Source organism: Priestia sp. YIM B13490 (genome assembly GCF_042787735.1).
Taxonomy (GTDB): Bacteria; Bacillota; Bacilli; order Bacillales; family Bacillaceae_H; genus Priestia; species Priestia megaterium.
Genome location: NZ_JBHZOT010000001.1, coordinates 318108 through 333736, shown reverse-complemented (window position 1 = coordinate 333736; position 15629 = coordinate 318108). Strand labels below are relative to the sequence as shown.

Below are 15629 nucleotides of genomic sequence, written 5' to 3'. Positions count from 1 at the left end.
TTCTCACATGGCAACTTTTAGATAACAAGGAAATGAAACATCTAATCCCACTTTTTACAGGGTCGGTTGTTTCTAAAAATTAGTATGTCAGCTTGATAAGGAAATACACATCCATAAACTACCATGTATATACTTCTTGGCCTCTAGGAAACTTAAGAAAAACAAGGAGGTGACACAACATGGCAAACAACAAAAGCAGCAACAACAATGAATTATTAGTATACGGTGCTGAACAAGCAATCGATCAAATGAAATATGAAATCGCTAGCGAATTTGGTGTAAACCTTGGTGCTGATACAACTGCACGTGCAAACGGATCAGTAGGTGGCGAAATTACAAAGCGTCTTGTGCAATTAGCTGAGCAACAACTTGGCGGCGGACGTTTCTAAGACAACTTTATAATGTGATGGCTGAAGGAAGAGTGGGTCTCCACTCTTCCTTTTATTATGGACATTTTCTACTTATCGTCATAAGCAGCAAGCCACATAAAGCATGACAAAACAAAAAACTGCCAAAGAAGGCAGCTCTCTGTATAACAAGGGTATTGTAACTAATGCCCTTATAGGCATCTTGAATAGTATGTGTAAAATAGTAGATTGTATTCACTGATAAAATTCCTTTTTTATATCTAGAAGAATAATAAAACATGATATGGAGACGTTAAGTGTGTGCATAGTAAGAAAGGTGGCACATTGCTATGAATATGTTAAGGAGGATAACAATGGGCATTTTAAGTGGAAATCCTACAGATGAACCGATGCATTACGGTGAAGTATTTGGAACATGGTCGTTTCTTTCTGCTTCAAAAGGATTAGTAGCTGGTTATCAAACGTTTCTAAATCATGTAGGAGACAAGGATCTACATAAGTTGGTACAAGAAACGATTGAACAATGTCAGCAGGAAATGAAAGGTGTAGAAAAGTTATTAAAAGAAAATGGAGTGGCTTTACCTCCAACTCCGCCTGAACGTCCAGAAGCTTGTTTAGATGATATTCCAGTAGGTGCACGTGTTCAAGACCCCGAAGTTGCTGCGGCTATTTCACTGGATATAGCTGCTGGTCTAGTTGCTTGCAGTCAACTGATTGGCCAATCTATTCGCGAAGATATTGCAACAATGTTTGGTCAAATTCACATGCAAAAAGTAGCTCTTGGTGGAAAGTTTTTGCGACTTAACAAAGAAAAAGGCTGGTTAGTTCCACCACCTCTTCACAAGTCAAAAAACACGGATTGTTAATCATAAAATTCGTATAAAACATCAAGATTTCACATTAAGTCAATCCTACAAGAAGGAGATGCTAATTAATTCCATATTAGTACCTCCTTCTCATTATGAATAAAGAGCAATCATAAGAGCAAACTACTGTTTATTTTAACTCTATTAGATTTACCTTTCTTATTTAGAAAGCCCCCAGACTCAATATTGATTTCTCTACTTAATGGGTACACCAACGGAATAATTGACAGATTTGTTATTACTCATAAGATCATTAAATATCCAGCATGCTATTTTCGAAAAGAGTTCTTGATTCATTAAATAAAAACTAAATTGAATACCTTTCTGTATCTTGAACAAACGAGTCAAATCGCCGTGAAGCATTTAACCACTTCTTTATTAACATAATACCATTTTTCAGAAGCAACATGTAAAAAAGCTCTTTATGGAAAAATAAAGAGCTTTTTCTTGTCACACAACTCTTCATTTCGATAAAGATTAGGTGGATATCAATGAACTGTATAAATTAAATAAACAAGACCATATTAAATATGGATGATAGGTATAAAAAGTATATTTTTTCGAATCTATAGGAGATCGTAAATGAATAATTATAAAAATGACAATACTGCAAGACGCTATATTGCTCATGTCAGTATATTTGGAACGACGCAAATCCATTTAAGAAACCCCTATATTATCGCTTGGTGGTCAGCAGCTTTTCCTGGTTTTGGGCACCTACTACTGTCTAAATACCTTCGCGGCTTTGTGTTATTTGTATGGGAAGTCGTCATAAACCTTAAATCTCATGTGAATTTAGCTATGATTTATTCTTTTCAAGGAAACATTGATATGGCCAAAGACGTGCTTAATACAAGGTGGCTTCTTATTTATATTCCCGTTTATATTTTTGCTATATGGGATAGTTACCGAACAACCGTTGATTTAAATAAAATATACGTGTTAGCTGAACGAGAAAACCATCGGTTCAACACCTTCAGTATAGGAGCCATGGAAATAAACTATTTAGATAAACGGAATCCCATCCTGTCCGTTTTCTGGTCCTTGGTGATGCCAGGTCTAGGACAACTCTATATTCATCGCATCATTGGTGCTTTCTTTGTTATCATTTGGGCAGTCATTTTCTTTTATTATTCTCACCTGCTTGAAGGAATTTCTCTTCTATTTTTAGGAGAAATAAAACAGGCTACTTCCGTTTTAAATAAAGAATGGCTGTTATTTTTCCCTTCCCTATATGGTTTTGCTACCTTCGATTCCTATATAAATACGGTTGAGAATAATAAACTTGCTGAAAGAGTGCAGAAAAACTTCTTTGAAAAAACATATCAACATCCAAGCTTTTGTATTGCGAAAGGAAAAAAGGTGGAGTGAAAACATGCAGGTCTTTTCTACATTTGAATACTCCAGTTACATAGAATTAGCTGTTTCAGAGCTAGAAAAAAAAGGGATAAAAAAAGAAGATATATTTATTGTCCCTCTTAATAATCGAACGGAAGATCGACGGATTTTTGATAACCTCCATCGAGCCGATGGAGTTTCTCTTATTGATCTAGGAATGGCTCTAGCCACAGCCTTTTCAGTCATCGGTGCAAGCATTGGGTTTAAACTAAGCTGGGGCCCCATCTACTGGGGAATAATTAGTGCTTTTATCGGATTTATCTTAGGACTAGGAATTAAACTATTTATGTTTAAAGTAATCAGGAAAAATCAACGGCTCTCACGCGGCAAACATTCGGAAGTCATACTCATTGTTGATTGTCGTACGGTGGACGCCGAAGTGGTTGAACAAACTTTGTGGAAAAACCTTGCCTTAGGTGTTTCAAAAGTCAGATCTGATGGCTTATAAAAATAAGTCATCATCGTACAATATAATGGCCAGATACAGGATGAATGAATTACTATTCAGGATTAGAGATAACTTTCTTGACGCATGGAGAGAGAGCTTCTGGTTTTAAACTGTATACTCTTTAGTCAGCATAATGTCATTTATCAAAACCCAAAAAGCTTTTAAAAAAAGCTTTTTGGGTTCTAATGTATGTTAAATGCCATTCTACCATCCTCTTTGATTTCTTAATGTCGTAATATGAGCAACGTGATGCTTTCCATGCCAGGCATAAGTAGCTATTAATTGCTCAATCGTCACTTGTCCGTTTTCAGGATGGTAGATCATTTTCTTCAAATCTTTTTCATCAAGTGAGTTTAACAATTTATGAAGACGCTTATGTAAAGCTGAAAAAAGTTGGAGCGAAATTTCTATAGGTAAATCATTATCAGGAAGATCCGACCAAGCCACTTCATCATAGGCCTTAATAGTAGGCTCATGTTCTGTTAAACCTAATTTAAAACGAGTATAAGCATTCATATGGGAGTCAGCTAAATGATGGACAACTTGACTTAATTTCCAACCGCCTTCTCGATAAGGCGTAGCTAATTGCTCTTTAGTCAGTCCTTCTACAGCATCAGCTAATTGCTTTGGTGCATCTCCAATGTCATGAATCCACCCTTGAATATCTTCTGGCTGAATATTTTCTTTCACGATAAATTCCCCAATAGGATATTGATTAAACATATTTTTTTCCTCTCTTTCTATTTTTATTAATATCTATAAAAACAATAAACATATAGATAAACTTGCCGTAAAATTAAGTTGAGGTGAGTAAATTGAGCAGTGGTTATAAAAGCTATTTCTACAAAAAGTTCTTTTTAATATATTTTATTACCCTTTCATTATTTATTATCGTTGATATTATAGACTCAGAAAGAATTACACTTTTTTCTTTTGAAGACAGCTGGAATTTTATTTTGTATCAAATTGGTTTTTGTTTAATTTCGATTGGCTTTATTAGCGCATTCATTACAAACTTATTATGGAAAATGAAAAAAGATACGTAATTAATTAAAGGTTTAAAATAGAAAATGCATACTACATATGTTTCTAATTAACATAAAATCTCCTACTTTATATTAAGCTTTATTATTTAAATACTGAGTAAGTAAATGAACTGCGCTGTCTTGTTTTTTCTCTACTGCAACCTCTAAAGGTGTTTTCCCATCATCTTTTTGTATCTCGATATCTGCACCTTTTTCGATGAGAAGTTTAATCATATTTTCATCTCCCAGCAATGAGGCTTCATGAAGGCTAGTCCATCCACCGCTTTGTTTTGCATTTACATCTGCGCTTTTTGTAAGCAACAAGTCTACAGCTTGAATTTGCTTATTTGCTACTGCTGCATGAAGAGGCATGTTTTCATTCGAATTTTTAGCCTTAATATGAATATCCGCCCCTAGCGACAACAATAACTTGGCGCTATCCACTTGCCCAAAATAACAAGCTAAATGTAAAGGCGTCCACCCATCTGAATTAAAAGCGTTAAGTAAATAAAGATGGCTCTTTATTTAATAAAGCTTTTATCTCTTTACTTTCTCCATTCACTGCAGCATTTGTTATTTGATTAATATATTCCATTTCATATCCCCCTAATATATAGAAATAACTTGATTACATTTCCATTTTATCACAGGTTAGTGGATGAACACGATATACAAACTTAGTTATATAAGTAAGGTGGAGAGTGGATATGAAAACAACTAATAGCGAAGGGTTAGACGTCCAATGGTATGGCGTAAAGGTTCTTTATAAGTACTTAGTAGAAACAACAAATAAGGAGCCTTAAATAAGGCTCCTTATTTGTTCTCTATTTACCTTTGTTTTTTAAGAATAAAAGCCCAGGCACCCTATTAATTACACTGCATCTGTCATTACATATAAATTGGATGGAGTAATTTTATTTTCTAAAATTAAGTATGGATGACATTTCATTAAAGCAAGTTTAAGAACTTCTGGTACTCTCTCTTCATCATACGCGCATACTAAATATAATCCGCCGTTATTCACCAATTTGTCTGCTTCATTTTCAAACTCTTCTAAAATAGGTATAATCCCTTCTTGCTGTCCCCACTCTACATGAGCCCATATTTGAAAAGACGTATTGTTTTTATAGAAAGGCTCTAAATGTTTAGAAAGATGTTCAAAAATTATGGCAGGCTGAAAACTTCCACTTGAACAGTAATAATCAAAATTATTAATGGTATGTATATATGTTAATTGATCTTGAGTTAAAATTCCCTCTAATCTTTTGAAAATCAGCGGAATTAGTCTTTCACTTTCTATAACTAAGGTATGTCTCTCCTGTTCAATCCCCGAAACAATATAAGACACAAGATTGTCTAAGTAACTTCTCATATCGTCAATATTATAGTAAATATGAACGCTTTCATTATTCTGTATCAATTGAGCAAACTGATTTTTCAAGTGTGTACGCTCCCTTATATAAAATCAACCTAAATTTTAAGACTCTTAAACTGGTAAATTGCCTGTTCATTAGAACAATTCTACGCTTTGCATTCTTATCTGTCAAAATTAGATAGTTTCCCCTTTGTTGTAAATGAGATAACGTTTGCGCCAGTTATATTGGCGCTTTGGCTAAAGAATACTTTACCCTTCTCAAATACAATTAAAACTTAATAAGAAATAATGAAAGAATTAAGTTCATTTATCTCTTTATTCGATAAATTCTCATGTAGCATTGATAGGAGTATTAGCCATTTATTTTTTACTTTGTATAACTTTTAAAACTAGTTACTACAAAATACAAAGAAAAAACGCCACTTGCTTTAGTAAGTGGCGCCTTTTCTTTTAAAATATTTGAGTAAAAGCTACAATTAAAATCGTAATCCCACTTATTAACGTTCCAAATTGACTCAATGTAAATTTTCCAATTTGAACATTTGCGGCTTTTTTCCCCACCATTACTCCTAGCCATACGGTTATAAAACTGCCAAAGGCTGATGTAAGCGAAATAGCTAAAGGTGATAACCCAAGCAAACCAGCTCCCAGACCGTTTGTAAGTGCATTTGCTGAAAGTGCAACACCTAGGACACTGCTTTCGATCCAACCAATATATCGTACGTTTTCTTGACCACTACTATCTAATTCATCACTTCCGTTATTTCTTTGAGATCCAACTAATAAAATAATGCGAATCCCGATTAGCGTTAATAATACGACGGCTACAATAACATGGAACACCCCTGGCAAGATGGTTGAAACCCACCTGCCAAACATAATCCCCACCATGCTAAAGAGGAAACAAATAGCCGCTATCAGTAAATTAGAAAGCCATTTTATCCTTACCTTTCGAACTCCGTATGATATTCCTACACCGAAGTTATCTATACTCGATGATAGTGCAAAACCTAATATGAATAACCATTCCATTTTGTATTCTCCTTTTATTGATAATGTTGAGGAGATTTGCTTCCTTGTTGCATATATTGTTGATAAACCTTCAATAAAATGATTACTGCGCGTTGAAAAATATAAAGAGGTGAACCGCTATGTCTAACATCCAAAATGATCAAAGCCTTGGTTTGTTATTAAGGTCTTTATTAAAGGAAAATGCTTTATCTATGCGGAAACTTAGCTCACTTACGGGGATTGATACGGCAACTATCTCACGGATTATAAATGGAAAACAGCAAGCAAATCTACATCATTTAAAACAATTTGCGCACTATTTAAATACTCCTCTTGAAGCATTAATTGACCCTGCTGGAGCTGCTTCAAACAATACAGAAAATGAATTAGCAACAGGCATTCATTACTCCATTGATAAAATTCAAGAAATACTTAAATCTTTTAATATAGTAGATACAAACTTTACGATTGAACGTGTCGAACAAGAACTCACAAAATATAAGCAATATGCACAGACAGACGAAGGACACAGCATGATTTGTAATAACTTTCAAACCAAAATAGAACAAGTCGGCAGCGTCGGAACCTTTATTGATCAATTAAAGCAAATGTATCTTGAATATTGTGATGAAAAAACATCAGCTGCCAAGCGCTCCATATTGGGAAGTGCGCTATTGTATTTTATTTTGCCTACCGATATTATCCCAGACTATGTCTTTCCAATCGGCTATTTAGACGATGCAATAGCTGTACAACTGGTAATGAATCAACTTACGGACTAAAAACTGAGTTTTATTAAGGGAACTGAACGCGGTATGCCCCTATTTATTGTGAAAATGGAACTTTTTCTGAGCAATGAGCAGGTAAATACTCTATTGCTTTCTTTAATTTAAATAATTCCTTTGGCACAATCTTTTTGATGATTTTTTCTTTTTTATATGGCTTGCATGACTCATGATTACATCTATGCGCACACATTCCTAAAGGAATTTTCTCTCCTAAAAATGGATCTATATAAAATCCATTTTCAAACAGCTTACTCTTAATAACATTTTCATTTTGCAATCTGCAGCAAGTAACGCAATAGTACATTCGTTTTCCACTCTCTTTCTTATATTTGATTTTGAAACATCTTATGAGAACTCATCAACAGAAGTGCTTGTTTCTACGTTAAAAGTTGAAAAAATCTCAACAGGCGTTGAAGAATACTCGACACACGTCAATTACAAACATATAGTTTAATCATGACAGCATGAAGAGTGTCATACTTTGAGGAGAAATAGCGGTGAAAACAAGAGGTATTATTAACGCTGTAATCGGCATTTGGCTCGTTATTGTCCCTTAGATGCTTGGGTTTTTATACGATGCAGGTGCTACTTCAGCAAGTATTGTATTTGGAACCCTTCAAGTGATCACATCTTTTTGGGAACTACTAAACCAGGATGGAATTCATGGCAAAATTGGATTTCACTTATAGCGGATTATGGTTTGTCCTGTTTCCTTTTATTTATTCATTAAAAGATGGTGTAATTTGGTCTAGCATCATACTTGGGTTAATGACCGTACTATTTAGCTTATGGAGCTTGAACTCTAAATCAAAGCTAAAAGCTGTTAGTTAAAGAATGAATAATATTCCACTTTTTGCTTAAACTACTCAAGATACCGCAACGTATCGACTATGTGAGAATAATTCTCCTAGCAGAAAAGCTCCCTACGAAAATAGGGAGTTTTTTCTGCGTTAAAAAGGTGATGATTAATTTTATCTTCAACTTTTTTTACATATCTTTATACGCGTCATCCTCAAGATGTCCAATACTTCTAAATAGTAAATGATCTAACGTCTCATTTCCCATAAAATCAAATATTCTATAAAGTTAGTTCCTCATATTTAAAACAGCTAGCTGTTTTAAATAGTTACGAAGACGAATTTTCGGATTTAATTCTGTATTTGCAATATGCTTTACATAGCGAATTGAACTTTGAATAATATCATAGTCACTGATTTTATTTGCACGATACTCGACAAAAGGTGGAAGATAGGACATGAACAGTTAAATTCGTTTGCCTCAAAACGGATTCCTTCCACTTTTTATTGATTCGAGAAGATTCAATATGTGGATGTGCAATGAGTATTAATGTTTTCATATATAGACTTATTAATGCGAGAACAGTAGAAAAAGAAGAAATTTAAACATCGAATATATTAATTAATAAATTAGTGTATTTTAGGTATGGCCTATACACGAGTAGTTACCGTAATTACCATTCTAGGTAGTAAAAATAAAAGGTGGTGAAAGAAGTTTCTCTTTCACCACCTTTTATTTTGCTTTTAAATCAAATTCTTCTGTTTTACCGTCCCATTTGATAGTTACATGAAAGGGATCAGAACTATCTTGTTTTGCACACCCTTCACAAGCATCATTGATACCCATTTTGCCATCCACTGGTGTGGAAGTTACATCGATACTGCCATAACTACCTTCAATTTTATATGTAACTTCTCCAATATTATCTTTATTGGGTCCTTTATAAATAATGCTTCCTTCACCATTTTCCCTATCTTTATCTTGAGTTAAAAAATACTGAGAAATCACATATTATAATATATCTTCTAAGTGAAGGAGGTATGCTATTATAGAAAACTTAGTTAGCTATATTAAAGATTTAGGCTTTCCAATTGCCCTATCTTTTTACTTACTTGTTCGCATTGAAAGCAAATTAGATAGAATTACAGAGCTGCTTCAAGTTCTTATTGAAAAAAAGGACAAGCAATAAGCAGAATGCTATTTATACCCATAGCGAACTTGTTCCTTCGTTTTCGAGATGCAGCACGTTCACTTCTGTTCCTTTGTCATATCCATGCTCTCCTCCTGGAAGAACAATCAGCGCGTTTGCTGCAGCTAATGATGAAATAGCCCCTGACTTGTCCATGCCAACAGGCGTCACAACAAGCTTTCCGCCTTCATCTGAAATCTCTCCTCGCACCATTCGCGTAAAAGCATTAGGTTCTTTGAAACGGCCCTTTAATACCGCTTTTGTTTTATGTAAATGAGGCGCTGGTGAATACAAAAAGCTGCGAACAATCGGACGAACAAACAGTTCAAACCCGACATAGCAAGCAGATGGATTTCCTGATAGTCCAAACAGCAGCTGTCCGTTTCGTTCTGCGACTGTTGTAACGCTTCCTGGGCGCATCGCAATTTTGTTAAACAGCACGTTCGCACCAAGCTTTTCATAAATAGCCGGCAAATAATCATAGTCGCCAACGGATACCCCGCCGGTTGTTAGTAGAATGTCCACTTCTTCAAGCGCTTTTTCTACCGCTTCATAGCAGCGGTCAAAATCATCTTCAAGCTTTCCTAAGTATTTCGGAATTCCCCCGCTTCTTACAATTTGCGCAAGTGCCATATAGGAGTTGCTGTTGCGAATTTTTCCTGGTTCTAACGGCTCGTTCACATCAAGCAGTTCGCTTCCTGTTGTTAACACGCCAACAACCGGCTGCTTCACGACAGCGACATCCGCATAGCCAAACGTAGCTAAAAAAGCGGTGACGCCTGGATTAATGCGCGTTCCTTTGGAAACAAGCACGTCTCCTTTTTTTTTTTCTTCTCCTTTTAATGCAATGTGTTCCCACTTTGAAGCCCGCCTGCTTAACGCCATATACGTTTTGCCTTCTTTTTCATACGACTTCGTTACTTCAAGCATCACAACCGCATCACATGAATGAGGGACCTGCGCTCCTGTCATAATACGCACCGCTTGAAACGGCTTTACTTCTTCTTCAAAAACAAAGCCTGCACCGATTTCACCTACTACTTCGAACTCAACAGGATGTTCACTTGAGACTTCTACGCAGTCTTGCGCTCGAACCGCAAAGCCGTCATAAAGCGATTTATTAAAATGAGGAACGTTTTGGTCGGCGATAATATCTTCTCCTAAATAGCGTCCGTAGCTTTCGGTGATCGATACGCGTTCGATGCTGCCTTTTCTTTTATAAGTCATGACTTTTTCAATTGCTTCAGGAATTGAAATAGGTGTTCTGCTTTCTAACATACATTCTTCACTTCCTTTATGTCTGTTCACTTTTTACGCTATGGTGTAAAATCATAGCATATCTCACTATTTCTATCATACAACAAAATTTACTGAAAAAGGATGAAAACACCGATGTCTTCTTTTACACATTTTAATGACCAGGGCCGTGCCAACATGGTCGATATTAGCGAAAAATCTATCACGCGCCGCGTTGCAACAGCTCGTTCAAGCATACTCGTTAACAAAGAAATTCACGAAGCCATTGTAGAACATAAAATTGGAAAAGGCGACGTGCTTGCTGTCGCACAAGTAGCGGGAATCATGGCAGCAAAACGCACGTCTGACATTATTCCTATGTGTCACCCTCTTTTATTAAAAGGCGTAAACCTTTCATTTGACTGGGATACAAGCAATGATCAGTACCGTTTATTAATAGAAGCAACTGTTAAAACGGAAGGCTCAACGGGCGTTGAAATGGAAGCTTTAACTGCCGCTTCTGCCTGCGCTCTAACCGTTTATGATATGTGCAAAGCCATTGATAAAGGCATGATTATCGGCGAAACGTATCTGCTTGAAAAATCTGGCGGCAAAAATGGTGACTACAAGCGTACGGAAGCGTAAAGGAGGTACATAATGAGCGTACATGAACATAAATCCAAAGCAACACAGCCCGTTCGCTGCAAAGTCATTACAGTATCAGATACACGTACAAAAGAAACCGATAAAAGCGGCGCGCTAATGATCCAACTTCTGAAAGAACACGACATGCAGGTCGCTTCCTATGAAATTGTAAAAGACGACCAAACGTCGATTCAACAAGCGATACTTGCCGGATGCAGTGCTGAGGACATTGACGTTGTTCTCACAAACGGCGGGACCGGCATTACAAAACGAGACGTCACAATTGAAGCCGTTCAAGCGCTGATTCATAAAGAAATCGTTGGGTTTGGCGAGCTGTTTCGCATGCTGAGCTACACCGAAGACATTGGCAGCGCAGCAATTATGAGCCGGGCAATTGCCGGGACGATTAACGAAAAAGCCGTTTTTTCTACACCAGGATCAAGCGGTGCTGTTCGTCTAGCTATGACCAAGCTGATTTTGCCTGAACTTCGCCACGTTGTGTGGGAATTAAACCGCCAGCGCTGACAAAATGCCTATGCACACGCATAGGCATTTTCATTAATCATAGTCTTTATGTACCCACTCATCTTCTGGAATGCCTAAATCTTCTCCAGAAAAACGCTCTTCTTTAAACGGATCTCCTCTAAGATGAAAGCCGTTTTGCTCCCAAAAGCCAGGATGATTTTCATCAATAGCTTCAAACCCTCGAAGCCATTTAACACTTTTCCAAAAGTACAAATGCGGAACAACCAATCGCAGCGGATATCCGTGCTTAGCTGTAAGCGGCTCTCCGTTAAAGGAATGAGCGAGAAGAATATCGTCTCTCAGTAAATCTTTTACCTCAATGTTTGACGTATAGTCATTATCTCCGTGCAGCATGATGTATTTACTTTTTAGCTCCACGCCAACTGCTTTTAAAAAGTCTGTAAACAGCACGCCCGTAAATTCATTATCAAGCCTTGTCCATCTCGTTACGCAGTGAATATCACATTTCACCGTCGTTTGCGGCATGTCCAATATATCTTGATACGAAAGCGTCACTTCCTTGTCTACCAACCCAAATACCCGAAGCGTCCATTCCTCTAAGTTATACTCCGGCACGTCGCCTTCATGTAAAATCGGAAAGCGCTCCGTTACTACCTGACCCGGAGGCACTCGTCCTTCATACTTTGGATCAATTTCCGGTGTTTTCATTCGTTTAATACGGTCTGCTTTGTTCAAATTATCACCTCATTGTTTTTTATACATAAAAAGCCCTTCCTTAAATAAATAAGGAAGAGCTTTGTTTCAGCTTCTTCCTTATCTCTAAGAGCAGTACACTCTTAAGGATTTGGCACCATTCTGTCATAGACAGCGGTTGCCGGGTTTCACAGGGCCAGTCCCTCCACCTCTCTTGATAAGGAAACAAATTGTATTTGTTTTATGTAATAAAGTCAGTATTAAGCTTTTTGTCATAATTGTCAATATTATTTTTCTTCTCCGCAAAAAAACTTTAAAAACAGGTAGGGTTATAAGATTTTAGTCTACTAAAATACCATATAAAACCTTTACCCTTCTCCATCAATCATCGTATACTTCTTGGCAAAGCGCTTGTAGTAAATTTGCTCATCCTCTTGTCCATCGTTAAAAACAAGTCGGTTATGATCAATATCTTTTTCTTTTAACATATAGCCTTTTTCATTCATCATATGAATATATTCATCTAAATGTCCTTTTTTCACCATATAGTGAAGAGCATCATCTGAATCTGTAGTCCTCGCTACATCTTGACTTCCCACTTCTAGCTTGAATACAGCTGTTGCTGTTTGAACGAGACGATAATCGCCAAACAATCTTTCCCAATTTAATAGCAGCAGCGCGCCGGAAATTATTATACACCCTCCAGCCGCCACGGTTAGTACAAATCGTTTTGACACTACTTTCTCTCCTTTACATTCTTTTTCTTCTATTTAATAGAACGGATTGCCCTAAACTTGTTTTTACGCCAAGTCCTAGATACACGGCAGCACCTAAAGCAATTGAAATACAAGATGTGCTAATCGCAAGTGAAGATGCAGACAGCTTATTTTCTAAAAAATAGTGAGAAGTATAATTGCCGATAATCACAGCGGCTGACATCACACTTACTAATAAAACAGGTGTCAACGCAGCTTGTCCCAGTGATTGAACTCGGTAAGAAATGGATTTTTCAATTAAATAAAAGTTATATATAACCGATACACCATACCCTCCGTAAGTCGCGACAACCGGTCCAATTTCTTTTAAGCTTGAAACCAGCAGTACGTTTAATACTATCTTCACAACAATTCCTAAGCCCAAGCCTAAGATTAGCTTCTTTTGCTGATTAATTCCTTGGAGAATTGCGGCTGTTACTGTAAAAAGAGCAAATAAAATGGCAGCAGGCGCGTACCATTGTAAAACAATTCCACCGATTTCAGGGCTGTTTTTTGCTCCAAAAATCATCATATATACCGGCTTGCCTAATAAACAAAGCCCCACGGCAGCAGGAAGAGTAAAAAATAACAGCAGCTGCAGCGTTTTTGTAATTTTCCCTTTTACTTCCCGTAAATTTCCTTGCACAAAGGAAGACGTAATGCCCGGAATCAGTGACATGCTGAAGGCAGTCGCTAACGATACTGGCACCATCACCAAAATCTGGGCTAATCCAATAACGGAGTTGATCGTTTCGGCTTTAGCTTGTCCATATCCTATTGATTGAAAGAGCATGTTAATTGTAAACGTATCAATATTTTGATAGATAGGAATAGCTAAACCAACTAATACAAACGGAACGGCGTACGTTACAAGCTCTTTGAACATTGAAGAGAACGAAACGGACTTATTATTCTTTCCGCTGTTCACTTCTTTCATAATCAACCGCTTGCGCTTCAAATAAACCGCTCCAAGAATCCCAATTCCCCCTACGCCTCCAATAAACGCTCCAAACGTGCCGATTCCAACAGCTTTTGTCATTGTGCTATGAAAAAGGTGAATAACAGCGTATGCTCCTGCTAAAATGAACAACACTCGCACTATTTGTTCAATAATCGTACTTAGCGCGGACGGTCCCATAGACTGGTTACCTTGAAAGTAGCCTCGTAATAGACTCATAGGCGGGATAATAATTAAAGCAAAGCTTACCATTCGGATGACGTACACTACGTCTTTTTGACTATTTCCTGAGGAATCTTTTCCGTTAATGACTAGTTCAGCGAGCCACGGTGCCATTGTATAGAGGACTAAGAAACCTATTATGCCCGTTATTGTCATTAATAGAATTCCTGTTTTTAACAGATCTTGTCCCGCACGGTAGTTTCCAAGACCGTTATATTTCGATACATACTTCGAAACAGCAAGCGGAAGACCCATTGTCGACAAGCTTAGCATCAAGGTATATGGACCGTATGCATACTTATAAAGCGCGTAACCTGACGTTCCCACTAAGGCTGTGAAAGGAATAATATAAATAAAGCCTAAAATCTTTGTTAATAAAGAAGACGCTGTTAATAAAAGCGTACCTCTCATCAAATTTTTTTCCATACATCAAAACTCCAGAAATAAATATTGTATTTTTAACAAATACTTGATTTATTGTATCATACTTACAATTATTATCTATTTTTTTATAAAACATTAGAACCCTCTCTATATTACGTTTTTTACCTAATAAAGGAATATAAACCAACCTTTTCACCTATGATAAATGAATCGTTTTTTGCTTTTTACTTTGACTGACGTTTACATTCTAAAAGACGTGTTAAATTATATATATATCAGTTACCAACTAAACTAAGACTCCTTGATTATTCTGGCCTACCTGTTCTTTTAGGTAGACTGAGGTTGCTAAATCGTTATATATAGGAGGAAAAAATCATGAAAATGAAACAACGACTATCAAAAGCGGCGGCGGCTGCAACGATTACAGGAATTGCTGCGTTTGGATTTGCTCCTGTCGCTCAGCTTGATACACCAGCACATGCAGCTACATCTCAAGAAACAAGCAGTCAAAGTCAAACAGCTGTAAAAAACATTAATGAAATTTACAACGCCGCAGTAAAAGGTGAAGTGCCACGCTTAACGGCAGACTTCAAAATTGGCAAAACACTGCGTCAAGACGTTCGCGATCAGTTCGGTCCCCCGCCTGAAGGTTCATCTAACAACTTTGACTACTATCACGCGGAAATGGGTCACCCTGGATACGCATTTGGCTATGATCAAAATAACGTCATTAACGAAATCCGCTATTTTGGTACAAATGTAGAGCGTCAAACAAATCTAGGCTCCATCACCCAAGCTAACTTAAAGAAAGAATTAGGTCAGCCGAACTTTACAGGCAAAGTAAAAGGTGATGGTACTACTCAAACGAAGTACACCTATCACGCCGGCGCCTATGATCTTGAATTCATTTTTGATGATAGCAAAACGTTAAATCACGTTAATTTAGTTAAAAAACCTTAAGTAATAGAAAAAGTAGCAGGCTGT

The 15629-nt window shown here is 36.8% G+C and carries 20 protein-coding genes, 1 pseudogene and 1 riboswitch; of the genes and pseudogenes, 11 read left to right on the top strand and 10 right to left on the bottom strand.

The features are described 5' to 3' along the window. The first annotated feature begins 179 nt into the window (after nucleotides 1-179). The 4 genes from ACFX4R_RS01760 (at nucleotide 180) to ACFX4R_RS01745 (ending at nucleotide 3080) form a co-directional block, all read left to right on the top strand. Nucleotides 180-389 carry an alpha/beta-type small acid-soluble spore protein gene (locus ACFX4R_RS01760; RefSeq protein WP_013058452.1) on the top strand — a complete coding sequence of 70 codons (210 nt, stop codon included), beginning with the start codon at nucleotides 180-182 and terminating at the stop codon, nucleotides 387-389. A gap of 332 nt (nucleotides 390-721) precedes the next feature. Further along, nucleotides 722-1234 (top strand): DUF3231 family protein, encoded by a 513-nt coding sequence (locus ACFX4R_RS01755; RefSeq protein ID WP_043978612.1) that lies wholly within the window; start codon nucleotides 722-724, stop codon nucleotides 1232-1234. Nucleotides 1235-1816: 582 nt separating this feature from the next. Next, entirely contained in the window at nucleotides 1817-2605 is a 789-nt protein-coding gene (locus tag ACFX4R_RS01750) for a hypothetical protein (RefSeq protein ID WP_098966682.1), read from the top strand. Between the two features lie 4 nt (nucleotides 2606-2609). After that, complete coding sequence (locus tag ACFX4R_RS01745) at nucleotides 2610-3080, top strand: hypothetical protein (protein ID WP_377568440.1); 471 nt, start codon at nucleotides 2610-2612, stop codon at nucleotides 3078-3080. Between the two features lie 204 nt (nucleotides 3081-3284). On the opposite strand, the gene ACFX4R_RS01740 is transcribed toward ACFX4R_RS01745, so the two are convergent. Beyond that, nucleotides 3285-3803 (bottom strand): YfiT family bacillithiol transferase, encoded by a 519-nt coding sequence (locus ACFX4R_RS01740; RefSeq protein WP_377568437.1) that lies wholly within the window; start codon nucleotides 3801-3803, stop codon nucleotides 3285-3287. Nucleotides 3804-3886: 83 nt separating this feature from the next. On the opposite strand from ACFX4R_RS01740, the gene ACFX4R_RS01735 reads away from it, so the two are divergent. Further along, nucleotides 3887-4126: a hypothetical protein gene (locus ACFX4R_RS01735; protein WP_237074225.1), complete on the top strand. Its 240-nt coding sequence runs from the start codon at nucleotides 3887-3889 to the stop codon at nucleotides 4124-4126. A 72-nt stretch (nucleotides 4127-4198) separates the two neighbouring features. Here the strand turns inward: ACFX4R_RS01735 and ACFX4R_RS01730 are convergent. The 3 genes and pseudogenes from ACFX4R_RS01730 to ACFX4R_RS01720 all read right to left on the bottom strand — a co-directional run bounded on the left by ACFX4R_RS01730 (nucleotide 4199) and on the right by ACFX4R_RS01720 (nucleotide 6512). Beyond that, nucleotides 4199-4700 (bottom strand): annotated as a pseudogene (locus ACFX4R_RS01730) (ankyrin repeat domain-containing protein). A gap of 276 nt (nucleotides 4701-4976) precedes the next feature. Then, nucleotides 4977-5546: an MEDS domain-containing protein gene (locus ACFX4R_RS01725; RefSeq protein WP_237074224.1), complete on the bottom strand. Its 570-nt coding sequence runs from the start codon at nucleotides 5544-5546 to the stop codon at nucleotides 4977-4979. A 384-nt stretch (nucleotides 5547-5930) separates the two neighbouring features. Further along, nucleotides 5931-6512 (bottom strand): manganese efflux pump, encoded by a 582-nt coding sequence (locus tag ACFX4R_RS01720; RefSeq protein WP_237074223.1) that lies wholly within the window; start codon nucleotides 6510-6512, stop codon nucleotides 5931-5933. Nucleotides 6513-6631: 119 nt separating this feature from the next. Here ACFX4R_RS01720 and ACFX4R_RS01715 point away from each other — a divergent pair, with 119 nt between their 5' ends. Continuing rightward, nucleotides 6632-7273, top strand: a complete 642-nt coding sequence (locus tag ACFX4R_RS01715) for a DUF1232 domain-containing protein (RefSeq protein WP_162214803.1) — start codon at nucleotides 6632-6634, stop codon at nucleotides 7271-7273. Between the two features lie 43 nt (nucleotides 7274-7316). Here the strand turns inward: ACFX4R_RS01715 and ACFX4R_RS01710 are convergent, their stop codons facing one another. Further along, on the bottom strand, nucleotides 7317-7583 hold the full coding sequence (locus ACFX4R_RS01710; RefSeq protein ID WP_162214804.1) for a DUF3973 domain-containing protein: 267 nt from the start codon (nucleotides 7581-7583) through the stop codon (nucleotides 7317-7319). A gap of 359 nt (nucleotides 7584-7942) precedes the next feature. Here ACFX4R_RS01710 and ACFX4R_RS01705 point away from each other — a divergent pair, with 359 nt between their 5' ends. After that, on the top strand, nucleotides 7943-8110 hold the full coding sequence (locus ACFX4R_RS01705; protein WP_237074221.1) for a hypothetical protein: 168 nt from the start codon (nucleotides 7943-7945) through the stop codon (nucleotides 8108-8110). Between the two features lie 699 nt (nucleotides 8111-8809). On the opposite strand, the gene ACFX4R_RS01700 is transcribed toward ACFX4R_RS01705, so the two are convergent. Next, entirely contained in the window at nucleotides 8810-9085 is a 276-nt protein-coding gene (locus ACFX4R_RS01700) for a hypothetical protein (RefSeq protein ID WP_043978595.1), read from the bottom strand. A gap of 37 nt (nucleotides 9086-9122) precedes the next feature. Here ACFX4R_RS01700 and ACFX4R_RS01695 point away from each other — a divergent pair, with 37 nt between their 5' ends. After that, on the top strand, nucleotides 9123-9266 hold the full coding sequence (locus ACFX4R_RS01695) for a YvrJ family protein (RefSeq protein ID WP_308115066.1): 144 nt from the start codon (nucleotides 9123-9125) through the stop codon (nucleotides 9264-9266). A 12-nt stretch (nucleotides 9267-9278) separates the two neighbouring features. On the opposite strand, the gene ACFX4R_RS01690 is transcribed toward ACFX4R_RS01695, so the two are convergent. Beyond that, nucleotides 9279-10544 carry a molybdopterin molybdotransferase MoeA gene (locus ACFX4R_RS01690; protein ID WP_377568429.1) on the bottom strand — a complete coding sequence of 422 codons (1266 nt, stop codon included), beginning with the start codon at nucleotides 10542-10544 and terminating at the stop codon, nucleotides 9279-9281. 114 nt (nucleotides 10545-10658) lie between these two features. Between ACFX4R_RS01690 and moaC the strand changes: the two genes are divergently transcribed. Both moaC and ACFX4R_RS01680 read left to right on the top strand, forming a co-directional pair. Next, nucleotides 10659-11147 carry a cyclic pyranopterin monophosphate synthase MoaC gene (moaC, locus tag ACFX4R_RS01685; protein WP_013058475.1) on the top strand — a complete coding sequence of 163 codons (489 nt, stop codon included), beginning with the start codon at nucleotides 10659-10661 and terminating at the stop codon, nucleotides 11145-11147. Between the two features lie 12 nt (nucleotides 11148-11159). Next, nucleotides 11160-11672 carry a MogA/MoaB family molybdenum cofactor biosynthesis protein gene (locus ACFX4R_RS01680; RefSeq protein WP_043978592.1) on the top strand — a complete coding sequence of 171 codons (513 nt, stop codon included), beginning with the start codon at nucleotides 11160-11162 and terminating at the stop codon, nucleotides 11670-11672. Between the two features lie 33 nt (nucleotides 11673-11705). Here the strand turns inward: ACFX4R_RS01680 and ACFX4R_RS01675 are convergent, their stop codons facing one another. The 3 genes from ACFX4R_RS01675 to ACFX4R_RS01665 form a co-directional block, all read right to left on the bottom strand. Continuing rightward, entirely contained in the window at nucleotides 11706-12368 is a 663-nt protein-coding gene (locus tag ACFX4R_RS01675) for a sulfite oxidase-like oxidoreductase (protein ID WP_043978591.1), read from the bottom strand. Nucleotides 12369-12443: 75 nt separating this feature from the next. Next, nucleotides 12444-12550: riboswitch (SAM riboswitch) on the bottom strand. 144 nt (nucleotides 12551-12694) lie between these two features. Further along, nucleotides 12695-13063, bottom strand: a complete 369-nt coding sequence (locus ACFX4R_RS01670; protein WP_377568426.1) for a hypothetical protein — start codon at nucleotides 13061-13063, stop codon at nucleotides 12695-12697. Between the two features lie 13 nt (nucleotides 13064-13076). Then, nucleotides 13077-14687, bottom strand: coding sequence for a putative polysaccharide biosynthesis protein (locus ACFX4R_RS01665; protein ID WP_377568423.1), 1611 nt, complete (start codon nucleotides 14685-14687; stop codon nucleotides 13077-13079). A gap of 333 nt (nucleotides 14688-15020) precedes the next feature. Between ACFX4R_RS01665 and ACFX4R_RS01660 the strand changes: the two genes are divergently transcribed. Then, nucleotides 15021-15605 (top strand): YjgB family protein, encoded by a 585-nt coding sequence (locus ACFX4R_RS01660; RefSeq protein ID WP_097823124.1) that lies wholly within the window; start codon nucleotides 15021-15023, stop codon nucleotides 15603-15605. Nucleotides 15606-15629: the final 24 nt, after the last annotated feature.

Coding starts and splice junctions, on each gene's coding strand:
- ACFX4R_RS01745 (WP_377568440.1), top strand. CDS start 2,610: ATGCAGGTCTTTTCTACATTTGAATACTCCAGTTACATAGAATTAGCT.
- ACFX4R_RS01755 (WP_043978612.1), top strand. CDS start 722: ATGGGCATTTTAAGTGGAAATCCTACAGATGAACCGATGCATTACGGT.
- ACFX4R_RS01710 (WP_162214804.1), bottom strand. CDS start 7,583: ATGTACTATTGCGTTACTTGCTGCAGATTGCAAAATGAAAATGTTATT.
- ACFX4R_RS01690 (WP_377568429.1), bottom strand. CDS start 10,544: ATGTTAGAAAGCAGAACACCTATTTCAATTCCTGAAGCAATTGAAAAA.
- ACFX4R_RS01715 (WP_162214803.1), top strand. CDS start 6,632: ATGTCTAACATCCAAAATGATCAAAGCCTTGGTTTGTTATTAAGGTCT.
- ACFX4R_RS01680 (WP_043978592.1), top strand. CDS start 11,160: ATGAGCGTACATGAACATAAATCCAAAGCAACACAGCCCGTTCGCTGC.
- ACFX4R_RS01665 (WP_377568423.1), bottom strand. CDS start 14,687: ATGGAAAAAAATTTGATGAGAGGTACGCTTTTATTAACAGCGTCTTCT.
- ACFX4R_RS01750 (WP_098966682.1), top strand. CDS start 1,817: ATGAATAATTATAAAAATGACAATACTGCAAGACGCTATATTGCTCAT.
- ACFX4R_RS01740 (WP_377568437.1), bottom strand. CDS start 3,803: ATGTTTAATCAATATCCTATTGGGGAATTTATCGTGAAAGAAAATATT.
- moaC (WP_013058475.1), top strand. CDS start 10,659: ATGTCTTCTTTTACACATTTTAATGACCAGGGCCGTGCCAACATGGTC.
- ACFX4R_RS01720 (WP_237074223.1), bottom strand. CDS start 6,512: ATGGAATGGTTATTCATATTAGGTTTTGCACTATCATCGAGTATAGAT.
- ACFX4R_RS01705 (WP_237074221.1), top strand. CDS start 7,943: ATGGCAAAATTGGATTTCACTTATAGCGGATTATGGTTTGTCCTGTTT.
- ACFX4R_RS01760 (WP_013058452.1), top strand. CDS start 180: ATGGCAAACAACAAAAGCAGCAACAACAATGAATTATTAGTATACGGT.
- ACFX4R_RS01660 (WP_097823124.1), top strand. CDS start 15,021: ATGAAAATGAAACAACGACTATCAAAAGCGGCGGCGGCTGCAACGATT.